Source organism: Zafaria cholistanensis, assembly GCF_008580665.1.
In the GTDB taxonomy this organism is placed as follows: Bacteria; Actinomycetota; Actinomycetes; order Actinomycetales; family Micrococcaceae; genus Zafaria; species Zafaria cholistanensis.
Genome location: NZ_BKDJ01000001.1, coordinates 1 through 15,503, shown reverse-complemented (window position 1 = coordinate 15,503; position 15,503 = coordinate 1). Strand labels below are relative to the sequence as shown.

The 15,503-nt window shown below is 70.9% G+C and carries 14 protein-coding genes; 7 read left to right on the top strand and 7 right to left on the bottom strand.

Annotated features, from left to right (window positions below; all coding sequences use genetic code 11):
* Positions 1–89 precede the first annotated feature (89 nt).
* From gabT to NCCP_RS00060, 3 genes are all read right to left on the bottom strand, one after another.
* Entirely contained in the window at positions 90–1,430 is a 1,341-nt protein-coding gene (gene gabT, locus NCCP_RS00070; protein WP_149955074.1) for a 4-aminobutyrate--2-oxoglutarate transaminase, read from the bottom strand.
* A gap of 189 nt (positions 1,431–1,619) precedes the next feature.
* Positions 1,620–1,757 carry a methionine/alanine import family NSS transporter small subunit gene (locus tag NCCP_RS00065; protein ID WP_149955073.1) on the bottom strand — a complete coding sequence of 46 codons (138 nt, stop codon included), beginning with the start codon at positions 1,755–1,757 and terminating at the stop codon, positions 1,620–1,622.
* Positions 1,754–3,331, bottom strand: a complete 1,578-nt coding sequence (locus NCCP_RS00060) for a sodium-dependent transporter (protein ID WP_149955072.1) — start codon at positions 3,329–3,331, stop codon at positions 1,754–1,756. Before NCCP_RS00060 ends, NCCP_RS00065 begins: the two co-directional genes overlap by 4 nt.
* 122 nt (positions 3,332–3,453) lie before the next feature.
* Here NCCP_RS00060 and NCCP_RS00055 point away from each other — a divergent pair, with 122 nt between their 5' ends.
* The 3 genes from NCCP_RS00055 to NCCP_RS00045 are packed head-to-tail and all read left to right on the top strand — an operon-like array spanning position 3,454 to position 5,830.
* On the top strand, positions 3,454–4,860 hold the full coding sequence (locus NCCP_RS00055; protein ID WP_149955071.1) for a PucR family transcriptional regulator: 1,407 nt from the start codon (positions 3,454–3,456) through the stop codon (positions 4,858–4,860).
* 24 nt (positions 4,861–4,884) lie between these two features.
* Entirely contained in the window at positions 4,885–5,319 is a 435-nt protein-coding gene (locus NCCP_RS00050) for an SMI1/KNR4 family protein (protein WP_149955070.1), read from the top strand.
* A 4-nt stretch (positions 5,320–5,323) separates the two neighbouring features.
* Positions 5,324–5,830, top strand: a complete 507-nt coding sequence (locus tag NCCP_RS00045) for an HIT family protein (RefSeq protein ID WP_149955069.1) — start codon at positions 5,324–5,326, stop codon at positions 5,828–5,830.
* A 111-nt stretch (positions 5,831–5,941) separates the two neighbouring features.
* On the opposite strand, the gene NCCP_RS00040 is transcribed toward NCCP_RS00045, so the two are convergent.
* The 3 genes from NCCP_RS00040 to NCCP_RS00030 are packed head-to-tail and all read right to left on the bottom strand — an operon-like array spanning position 5,942 to position 9,076.
* A complete protein-coding gene (locus tag NCCP_RS00040; protein WP_149955068.1) occupies positions 5,942–7,039 on the bottom strand; it encodes a polyprenyl synthetase family protein in 1,098 nt (365 codons plus the stop codon).
* Positions 7,040–7,042: 3 nt separating this feature from the next.
* A complete protein-coding gene (locus tag NCCP_RS00035; protein WP_149955067.1) occupies positions 7,043–8,365 on the bottom strand; it encodes a geranylgeranyl reductase family protein in 1,323 nt (440 codons plus the stop codon).
* A 6-nt stretch (positions 8,366–8,371) separates the two neighbouring features.
* Complete coding sequence (locus NCCP_RS00030) at positions 8,372–9,076, bottom strand: demethylmenaquinone methyltransferase (protein ID WP_172627230.1); 705 nt, start codon at positions 9,074–9,076, stop codon at positions 8,372–8,374.
* A 312-nt stretch (positions 9,077–9,388) separates the two neighbouring features.
* Between NCCP_RS00030 and NCCP_RS00025 the strand changes: the two genes are divergently transcribed.
* The 4 genes from NCCP_RS00025 (at position 9,389) to NCCP_RS00010 (ending at position 13,491) form a co-directional block, all read left to right on the top strand.
* Complete coding sequence (locus NCCP_RS00025; RefSeq protein WP_149955505.1) at positions 9,389–10,639, top strand: isochorismate synthase; 1,251 nt, start codon at positions 9,389–9,391, stop codon at positions 10,637–10,639.
* Between the two features lie 157 nt (positions 10,640–10,796).
* Entirely contained in the window at positions 10,797–11,726 is a 930-nt protein-coding gene (locus NCCP_RS00020) for an ABC transporter substrate-binding protein (protein ID WP_149955065.1), read from the top strand.
* On the top strand, positions 11,726–12,724 hold the full coding sequence (locus NCCP_RS00015; protein WP_149955064.1) for an amino acid ABC transporter permease: 999 nt from the start codon (positions 11,726–11,728) through the stop codon (positions 12,722–12,724). The genes NCCP_RS00020 and NCCP_RS00015 overlap by 1 nt, the downstream gene beginning before the upstream one ends.
* A complete protein-coding gene (locus NCCP_RS00010) occupies positions 12,721–13,491 on the top strand; it encodes an amino acid ABC transporter ATP-binding protein (protein WP_149955063.1) in 771 nt (256 codons plus the stop codon). The genes NCCP_RS00015 and NCCP_RS00010 overlap by 4 nt, the downstream gene beginning before the upstream one ends.
* 40 nt (positions 13,492–13,531) lie before the next feature.
* Here the strand turns inward: NCCP_RS00010 and menD are convergent, their stop codons facing one another.
* Positions 13,532–15,352, bottom strand: a complete 1,821-nt coding sequence (gene menD / locus NCCP_RS00005; RefSeq protein WP_149955062.1) for a 2-succinyl-5-enolpyruvyl-6-hydroxy-3-cyclohexene-1-carboxylic-acid synthase — start codon at positions 15,350–15,352, stop codon at positions 13,532–13,534.
* Between the last annotated feature and the right edge of the window lie 151 nt (positions 15,353–15,503).

The following is a 15,503-nucleotide window of genomic DNA, read 5'->3' as shown; positions in this document are numbered from 1 at the left end:
CCGGCGGACCGGCCCGCAAAAGCACAACAGCGGCCGGCGTCCTCCCCGCGGGGAGGACGCCGGCCGCCGTAGCGTCGCGCCGGTTGCCGCTAGGCGTTGGCGCGGATGGCTGCCTCGAGGACGGCAAGCGCGTCGGCGAGCAGCTCGTCGCCGATGACCAGCGGCGGCAGCAGGCGGACCACGTTGCCGTAGGTGCCGCAGGTGAGGATGACCACGCCCTGGGCCAGGCAGTCGGCGGCGATCTTCCTGGTCAGCTCGGCGTCCGGCTCCTTGCCGCCGGGCTTGACGAACTCAAGCGCCAGCATGGCACCGCGGCCGCGGACGTCGCCGAGGGCCGGGACCTGCTCCTGCAGCGGGCGGGCCCAGGCGTAGAACGCGGACTCGATCTCGCGGGCGCGGCCGTTGAGGTCCTGCTCTTCCATGTATCCGATCGCGGCCAGCGCGCCGGCGACGGCGGTCGGGTTGCCGCCGTAGGTGCCGCCCAGGCCTCCCGGGTGCACGGCGTCGAGCAGGTCGGCGCGTCCCACGATGCCGGAAAGCGGCATGCCGCCGGCGATGCCCTTGGCGAGGGTGAGGATGTCCGGAACCACGCCCTCGTGCTCGGAGGCGAACCAGGCCCCGGTGCGGCAGAAGCCGGCCTGGACCTCGTCGGCGATGAAGACGATGCCCTGTTCCTTGGCCCATTCGGCCAGGCGCGGCAGGAAGCCCTCGGCCGGGACAATGAAGCCGCCCTCGCCCTGGATCGGTTCGATGATGATGGCGGCGATCTGGTCCCCGCCGATCTGCTTCTCCATGTTCAGGATGGCGCGCTCGGCGGCCTCCGTGCCGGAGATGCCGGGGTTTTCCTCACGGAACGGGTAGCTCATCGGCATCCGGTAGATCTCCGGGGCCAGCGGACCGAAGCCGCGCTTGTACGGGGCGGCCTTGGCGGTCAGGCCCATGGTGAGGTTGGTGCGGCCGTGGTAGGCGTGGTCGAAGGCGACGACGGCCTGGCGGCCCGTGGCGACGCGGGCGACCTTGATGGCGTTCTCCACGGCCTCGGAGCCGGAGTTGAAGAAGACGGCCTTCTTGGCGTGGCTGCCCGGGGTCAGTTCCGCCAGCTTCTCCGCCAGTTCGACGTACCCCTCGTAGGGGGTGACCATGAAGCAGGTGTGGGTGAAGCGCGCGGCCTGCTCGGCCACTGAGGCGGCGACCTTCGGGTTGGAGGCGCCCACGGTGGTCACGGCGATGCCGGAGCCGAGGTCCACCAGGGAGTTGCCGTCCACGTCCACAATCACGCCGCCGTCGGCGTCTGCCACGTACACCGGCACCGAGGAGGCCACCCCGGTGGCGACGGCGGAGGTGCGGCGCGCGGCCAGCGCCGCGGACTTGGGTCCGGGGAAGGCCCCCTCGATGCGTCGCTTCTGCTCAAGGCGGTACTGAATGTCCATGGGCGCGTTCCTTTTCCGGCGGGTTGCCTCGGAGGATGGATGGGGTCGTGCGGCGAGCCTATGCCGAGCACGCCCGCTCCACCAGTGAAAACGGCACAGCCGGACGGCCGCTTCGCCGTGCAAGTGCACAGCGCCAGCGGCCGCCCGGCTGCAGGGCGGAAACCGTTCCGGCGGCGCCGGAGTGCCGGCCTAAAGTTCGGGGGCCTGCTCCTCGGGCAGGTGCCCCTCGTCCTCGGGGTGGCGGGCCAGGTTCACGATGGACAGGACCAGCCCGCCCCAGACGGTGACCATGGCCACGATCATCAGGGCAATGGCAATGCCGCTCATCGTCCGGCCTCCTCTTCCAGCGCGGCCGCATGGGCTTCGTATTCGGGATCATGGAGCTTGGATCCGGCGCTCCACGGGATGAAGGTCAGCACGATGGCCAGAACCAGGAGCAGTCCCGCCATGCCCCACCCGAAGACGGCCAGGAAGTCCAGCGGGTAATCCTCGTAAGGGGACGCCGTTTTGGCGATGACCTCGTTGACCAGGATGTACCCGAGCACTACCGGGGCCAGGACCGAAACCAGGACCATCCATGTCCGGCCCATCTTCACCGAGGAGACCTGGTTCAGGTGCCCGGACAGGGACGGCAGCTTGCGCAGCACCCAGGCAATCAGGACCACCATGACCAGGGCGCCGGCGAGGATGCCGAAGCTGTTGACGAAGGCGTCGGAGACATCCAGCAGGTACAGCCCCGTGGCCGTGGGGAAGAGCGCCAGGGACAGCACCGCGGTGGGGATGCTCACCGCCAGGGTCGCCGGCAGGCGGCTCCAGCCAAGCTTGTCCTGGACGGCGGCAATGATGACCTCCAGGATCGAAATCAGCGATGTCAGCCCCGCGAAGACCAGCGATCCGAAGAACAGGACCCCGATCAGCGACCCGAACGGCGCCGAGGACACGATGGTCGGGAACGCGATGAAGGCCAGTCCGATGCCGGGAACGGCCACCTCGGAGACCGAGGTCCCGGCGGTGAAGGCCATGAAGCCCAGGGCGGCGAACACGCCGATGCCGGCGAGGATCTCGAACCCCGAGTTGGCGAACGCCACCACCATGCCGGAACCGGTCAGGTCGGTGCGGCGCTTGAGGTAGGAGGAGTAGGTGACCATGATGCCGAAGGCCACCGACAGCGAGAAGAAGATGTGGCCGTAGGCCGCGGCCCAGACTCCGGGGTCGGCCAGCGCCGCCCAGTTCGGGGTGAAGAAGGCATCCAGGCCGTCGATCGCACCCGGCAGGAAGAGGGACTGGAGCACCAGGATGACGAACATGGCCAGCAGCAGGGGGAAGAAGATGCTGTTGGCGCGGGCGATGCCCTTGTTGACGCCCGCGACCATGATTGCCACCGTCACCACCCAGATGGCCAGCAGCGGCCAGAGCACGCCCGGCACGTAGTCGAACCCGATGCCGACGGTGTCGGAAACCTGGAGGAATTCCCCGGTGAAGAAGGCGGCCGGGTCCCCGCCCCAGGCGTTGGTCACCGAGAACCCCGTGTACATGGTGGCCCAGGCGATGATCACCGCGTAGTAGACGGCGATGACGAAGCAGACCAGCACCTGCCACCAGCCCAGCGGCTCGGCCGCGCGGTGCAGCCGCCGGTATGCCAGCGGGGCCGAGCCGCGGAACTTGTGCCCGATCGCGTAGTCGAGGAACAGCAGCGGAATGCCCGCGGTCAGGAGGGCCGCGAGGTAGGGGATCAGGAAGGCGCCGCCGCCGTTTTCGTAGGCGATGTAGGGGAAACGCCAGATGTTGCCCAGACCGACGGCGGAACCGATGGCCGAGAGGATGAACAGCCGGCGGGAGGAGAACGTCTCCCGCCGGCCTGCCGGCGCAGCCGCAGCGCCGGAGTGGGGTGAAGTTGTCATGGCACCTACGCTAGGCTCCGAACCCGCCAGTAACAATTGCTGGCACATCCGTCCTGGCCTCAGGCCGCGCCCTGCCCTCCTCCGTTGGAGAAACGCACAACAAATTCCCTAAACTTGTGTGCATGGCCATAACCCTTTCCGAACTGATGCACTCCGCCCCGCTGCACCTGCAGCCGCTCACGGCCATGGGCGCCGCCGCCGGGGAACCCATCCAATGGGCCGCGGTGACCGAACTGGAAAATCCGGCCCCTTTCCTGGGAGGGGGCGAGGTGGTGCTCACCACCGGGCTGCGGCAAAAGACCGCGGCCGCGCAGGCGGCGTTCGTGGACCGCGTGCGCCACGCGGGCGCGCTGGCGCTGGGCTACGGCACCGGGCTGACGCACGCCCGGGTTCCGGCCGCCGTCGTGCGCCGGGCCGGGGAGGTGGGCCTGCCGGTCTTCGAGGTCCCCTACGAGACACCCTTCGTCGCCATCACGCGCATGATCGCGGAGGCGATCGCCGCGGACCACCTGGAGCGGCTGAAGCGACTGCTGCACGGCCACCAGCAGCTGGCCGCGGCGCTGCTGGGCGGGGGCGGGCTGCACGGCCTGCTGCACGAACTTTCCCGCCTGCTCGGCACCGCGGTGGCCCTGGACCAGTACGGGGCGCGGATTTACGGGCCGGAAGCGGGCCAGGAGCGCTGGCACGAGGTTGCGATCGCCACGGGCTTCACCGACCGCTGCGTGCTCTCCATCGCCGAGCCCTACACGCACGACGGCCTGGTGGACTACGCCCAGGGCCTGCTTGGCGTGGAGCTGGCCAACCAGGCGCGGCTGCGCGAATCCCGGCGCATCGCGGCCGGCCAGGTCCTGCAGGACCTGGCCCGCGGCAGCCTGGAGGGCCAGGACGCGGCGCTGCGGCTGACCAGCGTGGGCATCGGCACCTCGGCGCCGCTGGCGGTGCTGCTGGTCGAGGCCGTCGGCCAGCCCCGGGCGCTGCGCACGCTGCCGCTGCCGCCGGCGCTGGCTTCCGCGGCGGGGGCCCTGGTGGAGGACCGGCTTGCGGTGGTGCTGGCCACGGAGGACGCCGAGGAGGTGGCCCGCGAACTCGACGCCTTCCTCCACGGGGCCGGGGTACCCTCCCGTGTCGCGTTCGGCGGCTCCTACGTCCAGGCGAAGGGGCTGCGCTGGAGCTACTTCGAGGCGCTGGAGGCGCTCCGCCACGGCGAACGGGTGAACCGGCCCTCCCGGCTGTCGCTGACCTCCCTGCTGCTGGCGGCCCACGACGTGCCGCTGGGCGCGCTCGCCAAGGAGGCGCTGCACCCCCTGGAGGAGTTCGATTCCGTCCACTCGGCGGACCTGATGGCCACGCTGCGCACCTACCTGGAACTGGACGGCAGCGTGGGAGCGGTGGCGGACCGGATGGGGCTGCACCGCAACACGGTGCGCTACCGCTTGCAGCAGGTCAGCGACCTCAGCGGCTACGACCCCTCCAACACCGCCGACCGGGTCCAGCTGTGGCTGGCGCTGGCCGCGCGGGACATCCAGTGACGTTCGGGAGGATAGGATTTGGGCATGGCTGAGATGTTCCTCGAGAAGTTCCGTTCCCTGGTCCCGCAGTACCTGGACGACGCATGGCAGCCCGAGGACGGGCTGACCCCCCAGGAGCTGGATGAGGCCCTTGAGGTGTCCGGCGTCTCCATCCCGCTGGCGCTGCGCGAGTTTTACCTCGCCCTCGGCGGCTGCGAGGACCTCATGGAGGCCTACTACTACATCTGGGACCCGGAGGAACTCGAGATCGAGGACGGCTACCTGCTCTTCATGGAGGACGAGGAGGAGAAGTACGTCTGGGGCGTTCGGGCTGACCAGCTGGACGTGCCCGACCCGATCGTGCACCGCCGGCTGAACGCACGCGGAACGTGGAAGAGCGAGGAAGGCACCTTCAGCGAATACGTGCTGGACATGTTCGAGTGGGTGTTCGAGGAGCTCGAGCCGGAGCTCGGGGACTAGCCGCATGGACGCGGGGGCCCCCCGGGCCGGGCAGCAGCTCTGGTCCAGCCATGCCCCGGAGGACTATGCCTGCCCGTTCTGCGAACTGCGCGACGGCGTCATCCGCTCCCCCGAAAACCTCTGCGCCCTCAGCGACCTGGTCTACCGGGACGGCACCGTCATGGCCTTCATGGCCTGCGACGGCTTCGGCAACCACGGCGGCCACGTGATGGTGGTTCCCACCGAGCACCACGAGGCGCTCTACGACCTGCCGGACGACACCGCGGGGGCGATCATGGTGATGTCCCGGAAGATCGCCCTGGCCATGAAGCGCGCCTGGGCCCCCGACGGCACCAGCGTGCGCCAGCACAACGAACCCGCCGGCAACCAGCACGTGTGGCACTACCACCTGCATGTGTTCCCGCGCTTCCACGGCGACGAACTCTACAAGCAGCTGCGCCACCGGGTCCCGGTAGAAGTCCGCGCCCGCAAGGCCGCGGAACTGCGGGCGGTCCTGCCCGAGTTCCTCTGACCCCGCACCCGCTCCGGGGGCTTGCTGCCCCGGAGCGGGTGCTGACGGAAGTGCGGTCCCTGCCGGAAGTGCGGTCCCTGCCGGATCTGGGGCCTGTCCGGCCGGGAGGACCTAGAGTTCGCGGGTGACGACGGCGTCGGCGAAGGCCGCCAGCGAGGCCTTGACCGGCCCGTCCGGCAGCGGCGCCAGCACGGCGCGAGCCTCGTCGGCCCGCTCGCGGGCCACCGCCCAGGCCTGCCGGGTGCACGGGTGGGCGGCCACTGCGCGCACGGCCGCGGCCAGCGCCTCGTCCCCGCTCAGGTCCCCATCCACCAGCTCCAGCACCTCGGCGGCGGAGGCGTCGCCTGCGGCGGATGCGGCGCGCAGCAGCAGCACCGGCAGCGTCGGGACGCCCTCGCGCAGGTCGGTGCCGGGGGTCTTGCCGGAGCGCACCTTGGCGCCGGTGACGTCGATGACGTCGTCGGCGAGCTGGAACGCGACGCCGACCTTCTCCCCGTATTCGCGCAGCGTCTCCGCGTACTGCCCGGCGCCGCCGAACAGGACGCCGAAGACCCCGGAGGTCGCCAGCAGGGACGCGGTCTTGTCCGCGATGACCTGGAGGTAGTGCTCCACCGCGTCCTCGCCCCCGCGGGGGCCCACCGACTCGTGCAGCTGCCCCAGGCACAGCCGCTCGAAGGTGTGGGCCTGGAGGGTCACGGCCTCCGGCCCCAGCTCCGCTCCCAGGATGGAGGCGCGGGCGAAGATCAGGTCGCCGGTGAGGATGGCCACCGAGTTGCCCCAGACCTCGTGGGCGGTGGGGGCGCCGCGGCGGTACGGGGCCGAGTCCATGACGTCGTCGTGGTACAGCGTGGCCAGGTGGGTCAGCTCCACGATGGCCGCGGCCTTGATGACGTCCTCGTTCACTCCGTCCCCCAACAGCGAGGACAGCACCACCAGCAGCGGCCGGATGCGCTTGCCGCCGGCCTCCACCAAATGGCGGCTGGTGGCGTCGATCAGCGGGTCGGAGTTGGCGATCGCGTCGCGCAGCAGCTTTTCGACCCGGGCCATGCCCAGCGAGATGGCGGGCCCGAACTCCGGGTCCCCCGCCACCGCCGCAAAGCCCGGTGGCAGGTTCACCGGGGCAGCCAAAGCGCTTGTTTCCGGGGTCGGGTCCACGGAGGCCGGCACGCCCTGGCCGGCTGCGGTCCGGTTAGTCTGGGAATCAGTCACGTTCTAGCGCTTACTATCCATCGTAGGGGCGGCCAGCGCGCGGGAAGCACGTTGGTTGCTGGTGGGGGGAGCCAGCCTCTCCAATACATGGATCACTCTATCCTCAAACGCGCTGCCGCCCTCGTCGGTGAGGTTGGCCAGCATCCGCACCACGAAACGCATCAGCGGCGGCACGCCCATCCCGGTGCGCAGCGCCAGCTTCATGACCGCCGGCTTGCCGATGAGCGTGGCAAAGGAGCGGCCCAGCGTGAAGTGGCTGCCCCACTTCCCGCGCACCAGGTCCGCGTAGGAGGCGTATACCGCATCCCGGGCCGCCGGCGTCGCGCCCCGGGCCCCGGAGTGCGCGTCGATGGCCAGCCCGGCCGCGTAGCGGCCCGATTCCATCGCGTAGCTGATGCCCTCGCCGTTGAACGGGGAAACCATCCCGGCGGCGTCCCCGAGCAGCAGCAGCCCGGGCGAGTAGTGCGGGGTGCGGTTGAAGCCCATCGGCAGCGCGGCGCCACGGATCTCCCCCACCTGGTTTTCCGCGGTGAACCCCCATTCGGCGGGCATCCCGGCCGTCCAGTCGCGCAGCACCTGGCGGTAGTCGAGCCTGCCGAACTGCCGGGACGAATTCAGGATGCCCAGGCCGACATTGGACGTGCCGTCCCCGACGCCGAAGACCCACCCGTACCCGGGCAGCGGGTTGCCTGCCTTGTCCGGCAGTTCCAGCCACCCCTCCATCCAGTCGTCCTCATGGCGGGGGCTGGTGAAATAGGTCCGGTAGGCCACGCCCAGCGGGCGGTCGTCGCGTTTCTCGTAGCCCAGGCTCAGCGCGGTGCGGCTGGAATTTCCGTCGGCGGCAAGCACGATGTCGGCGTGGAAGTCCTTTGACTCCCCCGTCTTGCGCCCGCGCTCGTCGAGCAGGTTCGCCCGGACCCCCACGACGCGCCCGGTGGCGTCGCGCAGCGCGTCGGAAACGGAGTGGCGCTCGAGGATGGTGGCCCCGGCGGCCCGGGCGTGCAGGGCCAGCGCCTCGTCGAAGCCGAGCCGGGTGCGGATCAGCCCGTAGTCCGGGAAGTCGGAAAGTTCCGGCCAGGGCATCTCGATGGTGCGGCCGCCGGCCACCAGGCGCAGGCCCCTGTTCCGGCGCCAGCCCTGGGCCTCGTCGTGGGGCAGGCCGAGGAGGCGCATCTCCCGCACGGCGCGCGGGGTGAGCCCGTCGCCGCAGACTTTCTCCCGCGGGAACGCGGTCTTTTCCAGGACGGTGACCTCAACGCCGGCGCGCGCCAGGTAGTGGGCAGCGGTGGAACCGGCCGGACCGGCTCCGACAATCAGGACAGACAAACCGGGCTACCCCGCAGCAAGGGGCTTGACGGCCCGGTGGACGGCGACAATGCCTCCGGTGAGGTTGCGGTAGCGGCAGTCCCGCCAGCCGGCCCCGTCGATCCACGCAGCCAGGCCGTCCTGGTTCGGCCAGGCCCGGATGGATTCGGCAAGGTAGACGTAGGCGGTGGGGTTGGAGGCCACCTTGGTGGCGATGGCCGGCAGCGCACGCATCAGGTACTCGGAGTAGACGGTGCGCCACGGGGCGAACGTGGGGTGGGAGAACTCGGCCACCACCAGCTTGCCGCCGGGCTTGACCACGCGCAGCATTTCGGCGAGCGCCTTCTGGGGCTCGTTGACGTTGCGCAGCCCGAAGCTGATGGTCACGGCGTCGAAGGCGTCATCGGCGAACGGCAGGTTCGTGGCGTCGCCGGCCACGAAGTCGATGTCCGGGCGCCGGCTCTTGCCCACCTGCAGCATGCCCAGCGAGAAGTCGCAGGCAACCACGTGCACGCCGGCGTCCGCGTACGGCTCGGAGGAGGTGCCGGTGCCGGCCGCCAGGTCCAGCACGTGCTGGCCCGGGGCCGCGCCGACGGCCTCGACCACGATCTTGCGCCAGCGCCGGGTCTGGCCCAGGGAGAGGATGTCGTTGACGACGTCGTAGCGCGGGGCGACGTCGTCGAACATGGCTTGGACTTCTTCGGGACGCTTCTCCAGCGATGCACGGCTCACCCGGCCATTCTCCCCCATGCTCCCCGCGCGGGCGAAAATCCGGGCCGCCGCGCACAGCCTCCCCGCCTCCCACCTCTCGCTGGCGCTCGAGGCGGGACCCCCGGCGAGTAGCGCCTCCCCGCCTCCCACCTCTCGCTGGCGCTCGAGGCGGGACCCTCGGCGAGTAGGCTTGGGACCACCATGAGTATCGATTCCCTCGGTGCCGCGGTTCCGTTGGCCGGAGGCCAGGGGGCCGCAGCGCCGCTGCCCGTCCCGCCGGCCGCCGCGGCCCCAGTGCCCGTCCTGCGCAGCTTGACCGTGCGCCGTCCCCCAATGGGCGAGAACGGCCTGTTCGACTATTTCATCCGGGACGACGCGCTGGTCTGGAGCCGCCGCAGCGACGGCATGGTCGGCTTTGGCGAGGCGGCGCGCTTCGAATCGGCCGGGCGGGAGCGCTTCGCGGCCGCGCGCGCCTGGTGGGCAGCGGTGGCGGGGGCGGCCCGGGTGGAGAACCCGCTGGCGGAGCCCGGCACCGGCCTGCCGGCTTTCGCCTCCTTCGCCTTCTCCCACGCCAGTGCCCACGTGTCGCGCCTGGTGGTGCCCGAGCTCGTCGTGGGCCGCCGCGGTGACACCAGCTGGCTGACCTATACGACGGCGGACCCGGGCGCGGAACTGAGCGTCCAGGCCGCCGAGGAGCGCCTCGCCGTGCTGCTGGATGAGGTCTCCGCCGAGCACGAGCTCACCCGGGGCGGGGACCGGCTGGTGCCCGGACAGGTGTCCGAGGACGGCTACCGGGCCGCGGTGGCGGCCGGGGTGGCCGCGATCGCCGCCGGGAAGCTGACCAAGCTGGTGCTGGCCCGCGACGCCGTCGCGGAGCTGGGCTCCCCGGTTGCGGTGGCCCAGGTGCTGCGCGAGCTGGCGCTGCGCTACGGGGACTGCTGGACTTACGCGGTGGACGGGCTGATCGGCTCCACCCCGGAGATGCTGGTGGAGGTGGTGGGCCGCACCGCGCGGGCCCGCGTGCTCGCCGGCACCCTGGACCGTGCGGGCGCCCCGGCCGGAGACCCCGGCTACGCCCACCGGATGCTGGCCGGGGATGAGAAGCAGCGCCACGAGCACCAGATCGCCATCGATTCGCTGACCGAGCAGTTGGGGCCGCTGGTGGAGCGGATGGACGCTCCCGCGGAGCCCTTCGTCCTCGAACTGCCCAACGTGTGGCACCTGGCCTCCGACGTCGAGGCGCGCCTGCCCGTGCGCGCGGACGGCACCTCCCCTTCCGCCCTGGACCTCGCTGAGGCCCTGCATCCCACCGCAGCCGTCTGCGGCACCCCCACCGCCGTCGCGGGGGCACTGCTGCGCGAACTGGAGGGAATGGACCGCGGACCGTATGCAGGCCCCGTGGGCTGGGTGGACGCCGGGGGCAATGGGGAGTTCGGCATCGCGCTGCGCGGAGGCGTCGTGGAATCCCCCCTGCGGGTGCGCCTTTATGCCGGCTGCGGGATCGTGGCGGCCTCGGACCCTGAGGCCGAACTGGCGGAAACCTGGGCAAAAATGCGCCCGATGCGCGAGGCCATGAACCTCTGACCCGGCAGGACGGCCCTTTTCCCGGACCCTTGTTTACAATTGGTGATCGAACGTAGCCTGTGGTGCATATCCCCAAGCGCGCACGTCACCGGGCTAGAATGGCGAAGCCTTAAAGCCTCCCCCCGGGCCTACCAATCCGAGACGAAAGTGACACACAATGCGGATCACTTCCACCTTAACCAAGACGTTCGCGCTGGCGGCAGCGGGCCTGCTGGCGCTCACCGCGTGCACCAACGCATCGGAGACCTCAGGTTCAGGCGCGGCCACCTCCGGCGCCGCAGCCTCCAGCTTTGACCCCGCCACGATCGCCAAGGACGAGGCCCTCGCGGCCCTCGTCCCCGAAGACATCCGCTCCCGCGGCACGCTGACCATCGGCTCGGACACTTCCTACGCCCCGGCCGAGTTCCTGGGCCCGGACAACCAGACCCCGGTGGGCTACGACGTCGACATGGCCAAGGCCATCGGCGCCGTCCTGGGCCTGGAGGTCGACGTACAGACCGCAGAGTTCACCGGCATCCTGCCGGCCCTCGGCACCAAGTACGACCTGGGCATCTCCTCCTTCACCATCAACGAAGAGCGCCTCTCGGCAGTCAACTTGGTCAGCTACTTCCAGGCCGGCACCGCGTGGGCGGTCAAGGCCGGCAATCCGTCCAACTTCTCCTTCGAGGACATCTGCGGCCGCTCCGTCGGCGTGCAGACCGGCACCGTCCAGGAAGACCCGGACCTGGCCGACCGCAACGCCGAGTGCCTGGCCGCCGGCAAGGAAGCGATCGACATCGTCACGCTCAAGGCCCAGACGGACATCACCACCCGCCTGGTCAACGGCAGCATCGATGCGATGGCCGCCGACTCCCCGATCGTGGGCTACGCCATTTCCCAGACGGGCGGCCAGCTGGAGCGCTTCGGCGACACCTACGACGCGGCCCCGCAGGGCATCGCGGTCGCCAAGGAGGACAAGGAGATGGCAGAGCTGGTCCAGCAGGTCGTGACCAAGCTGATCGAGGACGGCAGCTACACCCAGATCCTTGAGACCTGGGGCGTTGCCGACGGTGCCGTGACCGAATCCCAGGTCAATCCGGCCGTCTGATGCGTTCAAGCACACTCCCCGCACGGGGCCAGGGCGCACCGGAACCGATTGACGCGGTTCCGGTGCGCCACCCCGGCCGGTGGGCGGGCGCCGCCGTCATCCTGCTTTTCCTGGGCCTGTTCATCCAGAGCCTGGCCACCAACCCCAACTTCCGGTGGGACGTCGTCTGGCTCTACCTGCGCGATGCCCGGGTCATCGAGGGCGTCGGCTGGACGCTGCTGCTGACCGCGCTGTCGATGGTCCTGGCGATTACGCTGGCCATCCTGCTGGCGTTCATGCGCCAGTCGGACAACCCGATCTTCCGCTGGTCCAGCTGGACCTGGGTGTGGTTCTTCCGCGGCACCCCGGTCTATACCCAGCTGGTTTTCTGGGGCCTGCTGGCCGTGCTGTATCCAAAGATCTCCCTGGGCGTCCCGTTCGGTCCCGAGCTGTTTGCGTTCAACACCCAAGACGTCGTCAACGCCTTTTGGGCGGCCGTGCTGGGCCTGGGCCTGAACGAGTCCGCCTACCTTGCGGAGATCTTCCGCGCCGGCCTGAAGTCGGTGGACAAGGGCCAGATCGAGGCCGCCGAGGCCCTGGGCATGCGCAGCCGCAAGATCATGTGGCGCATTGTGCTGCCGCAGGCCATGCGGGTGATCGTGCCGCCGACCGGCAACGAGACCATCGGCATGCTCAAGACCACCTCGCTGGTCCTGGCGGTGCCCTTCACCCTGGACCTCACCTTCCAGACCAACGCGCTGGCGAACCGGACCTACCTGCCCATCCCGCTGCTGATCGTGGCGGCCATCTGGTACCTGGTCATCACCAGCATCCTCATGGTGGGCCAGCACTACATCGAAAAGCACTACGGCAGGGGCGTGGACAACGTCTCCGGCGCCCGCGGCCCGGTGATCAACCCGGCCGCGGCCAAGGCTGCCGCCGGCGGGCACAGCCCGCCCGAACTCCCCGGCGGGGCCACCGCCGTGGAGGGCGAATACCTCGAGGAGAGCGGACGATGACCGAAACCAGGGAAGTCGTCCGCATCGAGGGCGTCCACAAGTACTTCGGCGACCAGCACGTGCTGCGCGGCATTGACATGACCATCGGCCAGGGCGAAGTGTCGGTGGTGATCGGCCCCTCCGGGTCCGGCAAGTCGACGCTGCTGCGCTGCGTGAACATGCTGGAGACCGCCACCGCCGGGCGCATCTACGTGGACGGCGAACTCATGGGCTACGTGGAGAAGCACGGCAGGCTGCACCACCTGCCGGTCAGGGAAATCGCCCGCCAGCGCCGCAACATCGGCATGGTCTTCCAGCGCTTCAACCTCTTCGGCCACAAGACGGCCATGGAGAACGTGATGGAGGCCCCGATCCAGGTCAAGGGCCAGCCCAGGGCCGTCGCCCGCGCCCGGGCGCTTGAGCTGCTGGACCGCGTGGGCCTGTCCGAGCGGGCCAACCACTACCCGGCCCAGCTCTCCGGCGGCCAGCAGCAGCGCGTGGCGATCGCCCGCGCCCTGGCCATGGACCCGGAACTGATGCTCTTCGATGAGCCCACCTCCGCGCTGGACCCGGAACTGGTCGGGGACGTGCTCAACGTGATGAAGGACCTGGCCCGCGACGGCATGACCATGATGGTGGTGACCCACGAGATCGGCTTTGCCCGCGAGGTAGGCGACACCCTCACGTTCATGGACGGCGGCGTGGTGGTCGAGTCCGGCCCGCCGCGCGAGGTCATCGCCAATCCGCAGCAGGAGCGCACCCGGGCCTTCCTGGGGAAGGTCCTCTGACCGCTGCCGGCCCCGGCCCGTTGCGGATCCGCTGTGGCCCCTATCCGGGCCGTCCGCGGGAACCGGGAACGGCCTCCTGCACGGCGGCAGCGATCCGGCGGTGCAGCTCGCGCACGCCGGTGCGGTCCATCGCGACCTCAACGATGCGCCGCCCCCGTTCCGGGGACTCCAGCGCCGCGCGCAGTTCCGCGGGGGTGTCCACCCGCACGTGGGCCACCCCGTAGGCGGCGGCAAGGCGGTTCATGCGGACCCGGTGCGGGGTGGCGAACAGCCGCTCGACGGCACGTCCGTAGCGGCCGGATTCGGCGACACCGCCGTGCTCCAGCGTGGAAAAGATCGCTCCCCCGGCATCGTTGAGCACCACGATGTCCAGGTCCGGCTCGGGCTCCCCGTCGCCGAGGAGCAGGCCGCCGGCGTCGTGCAGGAAGGTGACATCCCCCACCAGGGCGGTGGTGCGCACCCCCGGTCCGGCCCCCAGCGCGATCCCGGTGGCCGTTGCCAGGGTTCCGTCGATGCCGGCCAGGCCGCGGTTGGCGAAGACGCGGGCGGCGGGGACCGCGGCGGGAAGGCCTGCCAGGTCGGCGTCGCGGATGGCGTTGGAGGAGCCCAGCAGCAGGTTCCCGGCAGCGGCTTCCCACACCGCCCGGGCCACGGCGGGACCGTTCAGCCGGTCCGCATGCAGGACTTCGGCGTCCACGGCGGAAGCGGCGGCCAGTCCGGCCCGCGTCCACCCCTCGAGCCATCCCTCCGGGCCGGTCCCGGCAAAGAGGGAGAGGTCCTCGATGTCCTCCACGACGCGCTCGCGGCGGCGCCCCGGCGTGAACCATCCGACGGGTTCGGGCACATACAGTGCCGCGGGCAGGTCTTCGCGGTCCAGCAGCCGGGCCACGGGGCGGCTGAGCGTGGGGCGGCCAAAGACCACCACGCGTTCGATCAGGTCCTCGAAGGGTGCGATCAGCAGGCGGTAGGGGCCCACGGCGTTGGGCCCGAACCGCGCGTTGGAGCTGGGCTCGGCCAGCAGCGGAAGCCGGTGGGCGCGCGCGAAGGCCTCGGCGGCCGGCCCGGCCCCGTGCCCCGCGACGACGACAGTGCGCCGCCCGGCCAGGTTCGCCAGGTCCGGGGCCTGGAACCCCCCGGGTTCCCCGATCCCGGAGGTGTCCGCGGTCCCGGGCGTGTCCGCGGCTGCAGGGGTGTCCGCGGCTGCAGGGGGGCCGCCGTGGTGCTCCACGCCGGCGGACGGCAGCCGGTCCCCCGGTTCCGGCACCAGGGGGTCCCGGAAGGACAGGTTCACGTGGACGGGTCCGCAGGGTCCCACCTGGACCGATACCGCACCCATGCCGGCGGCCCCGGGACCCGGCTGGGCCTCCGCGGCGACAATGCCCTCCGCTGCCAGCAGGGCCCGGCGCAGTTCCGGAGCCGGGTCGGTTCCGGCCGGTATGTCGGCGCAGTGCCGCACATGGGTGCCGAAGAGCGCCACCTGGTCGGTGGTCTGGTTGGCTCCGGTGCCGCGCAGTTCCTCCGGCCGGTCAGCGGAGAGCACCACCAGCGGCACCCCGGCGTGGTTGGCCTCCATCACCGCCGGCAGCAGCTCTCCGACGGCGGTGCCGGAGGTTGTCACGACGGCGGCCGGCCGGCCGGTCGCCAGCGCCAGGCCAAGCGCGGTAAACCCCGCGTCCCGTTCGTCAATGCGCACGTGCAGCGCGACGGTGCCGCCGGGCTCGGCCTCGGCCAGGGCGTAGGCCAGGGGTGCGCTGCGGGATCCGGGGCAGACGACCACGTGGCGGACACCTCCCTCCACCAACGCGGCAACGGCCCGGCGGGCGGACTGGAGCGAGGTCGGGACGGGAAGCACGGCGGTCATGGCCTCCAGCCTATCCGGCGCGGTCCCGCCCCTCCCACCCGCCCGGCACCTCGCCCGCCGGCGGAGACAACGACGGCGGAGACAACGACGGCGGGCACAGTGTTGCGGATACAACGACGGCGGCGGGCGGCTTCGGTGTGGAAGCCGCCCG

Coding starts and splice junctions, on each gene's coding strand:
- NCCP_RS00020 (WP_149955065.1), top strand. CDS start 10,797: ATGCGGATCACTTCCACCTTAACCAAGACGTTCGCGCTGGCGGCAGCG.
- NCCP_RS00010 (WP_149955063.1), top strand. CDS start 12,721: ATGACCGAAACCAGGGAAGTCGTCCGCATCGAGGGCGTCCACAAGTAC.
- NCCP_RS00065 (WP_149955073.1), bottom strand. CDS start 1,757: ATGAGCGGCATTGCCATTGCCCTGATGATCGTGGCCATGGTCACCGTC.
- menD (WP_149955062.1), bottom strand. CDS start 15,352: ATGACCGCCGTGCTTCCCGTCCCGACCTCGCTCCAGTCCGCCCGCCGG.
- NCCP_RS00050 (WP_149955070.1), top strand. CDS start 4,885: ATGGCTGAGATGTTCCTCGAGAAGTTCCGTTCCCTGGTCCCGCAGTAC.
- NCCP_RS00045 (WP_149955069.1), top strand. CDS start 5,324: ATGGACGCGGGGGCCCCCCGGGCCGGGCAGCAGCTCTGGTCCAGCCAT.
- NCCP_RS00055 (WP_149955071.1), top strand. CDS start 3,454: ATGGCCATAACCCTTTCCGAACTGATGCACTCCGCCCCGCTGCACCTG.
- NCCP_RS00025 (WP_149955505.1), top strand. CDS start 9,389: ATGGGCGAGAACGGCCTGTTCGACTATTTCATCCGGGACGACGCGCTG.
- NCCP_RS00015 (WP_149955064.1), top strand. CDS start 11,726: ATGCGTTCAAGCACACTCCCCGCACGGGGCCAGGGCGCACCGGAACCG.
- gabT (WP_149955074.1), bottom strand. CDS start 1,430: ATGGACATTCAGTACCGCCTTGAGCAGAAGCGACGCATCGAGGGGGCC.
- NCCP_RS00060 (WP_149955072.1), bottom strand. CDS start 3,331: ATGACAACTTCACCCCACTCCGGCGCTGCGGCTGCGCCGGCAGGCCGG.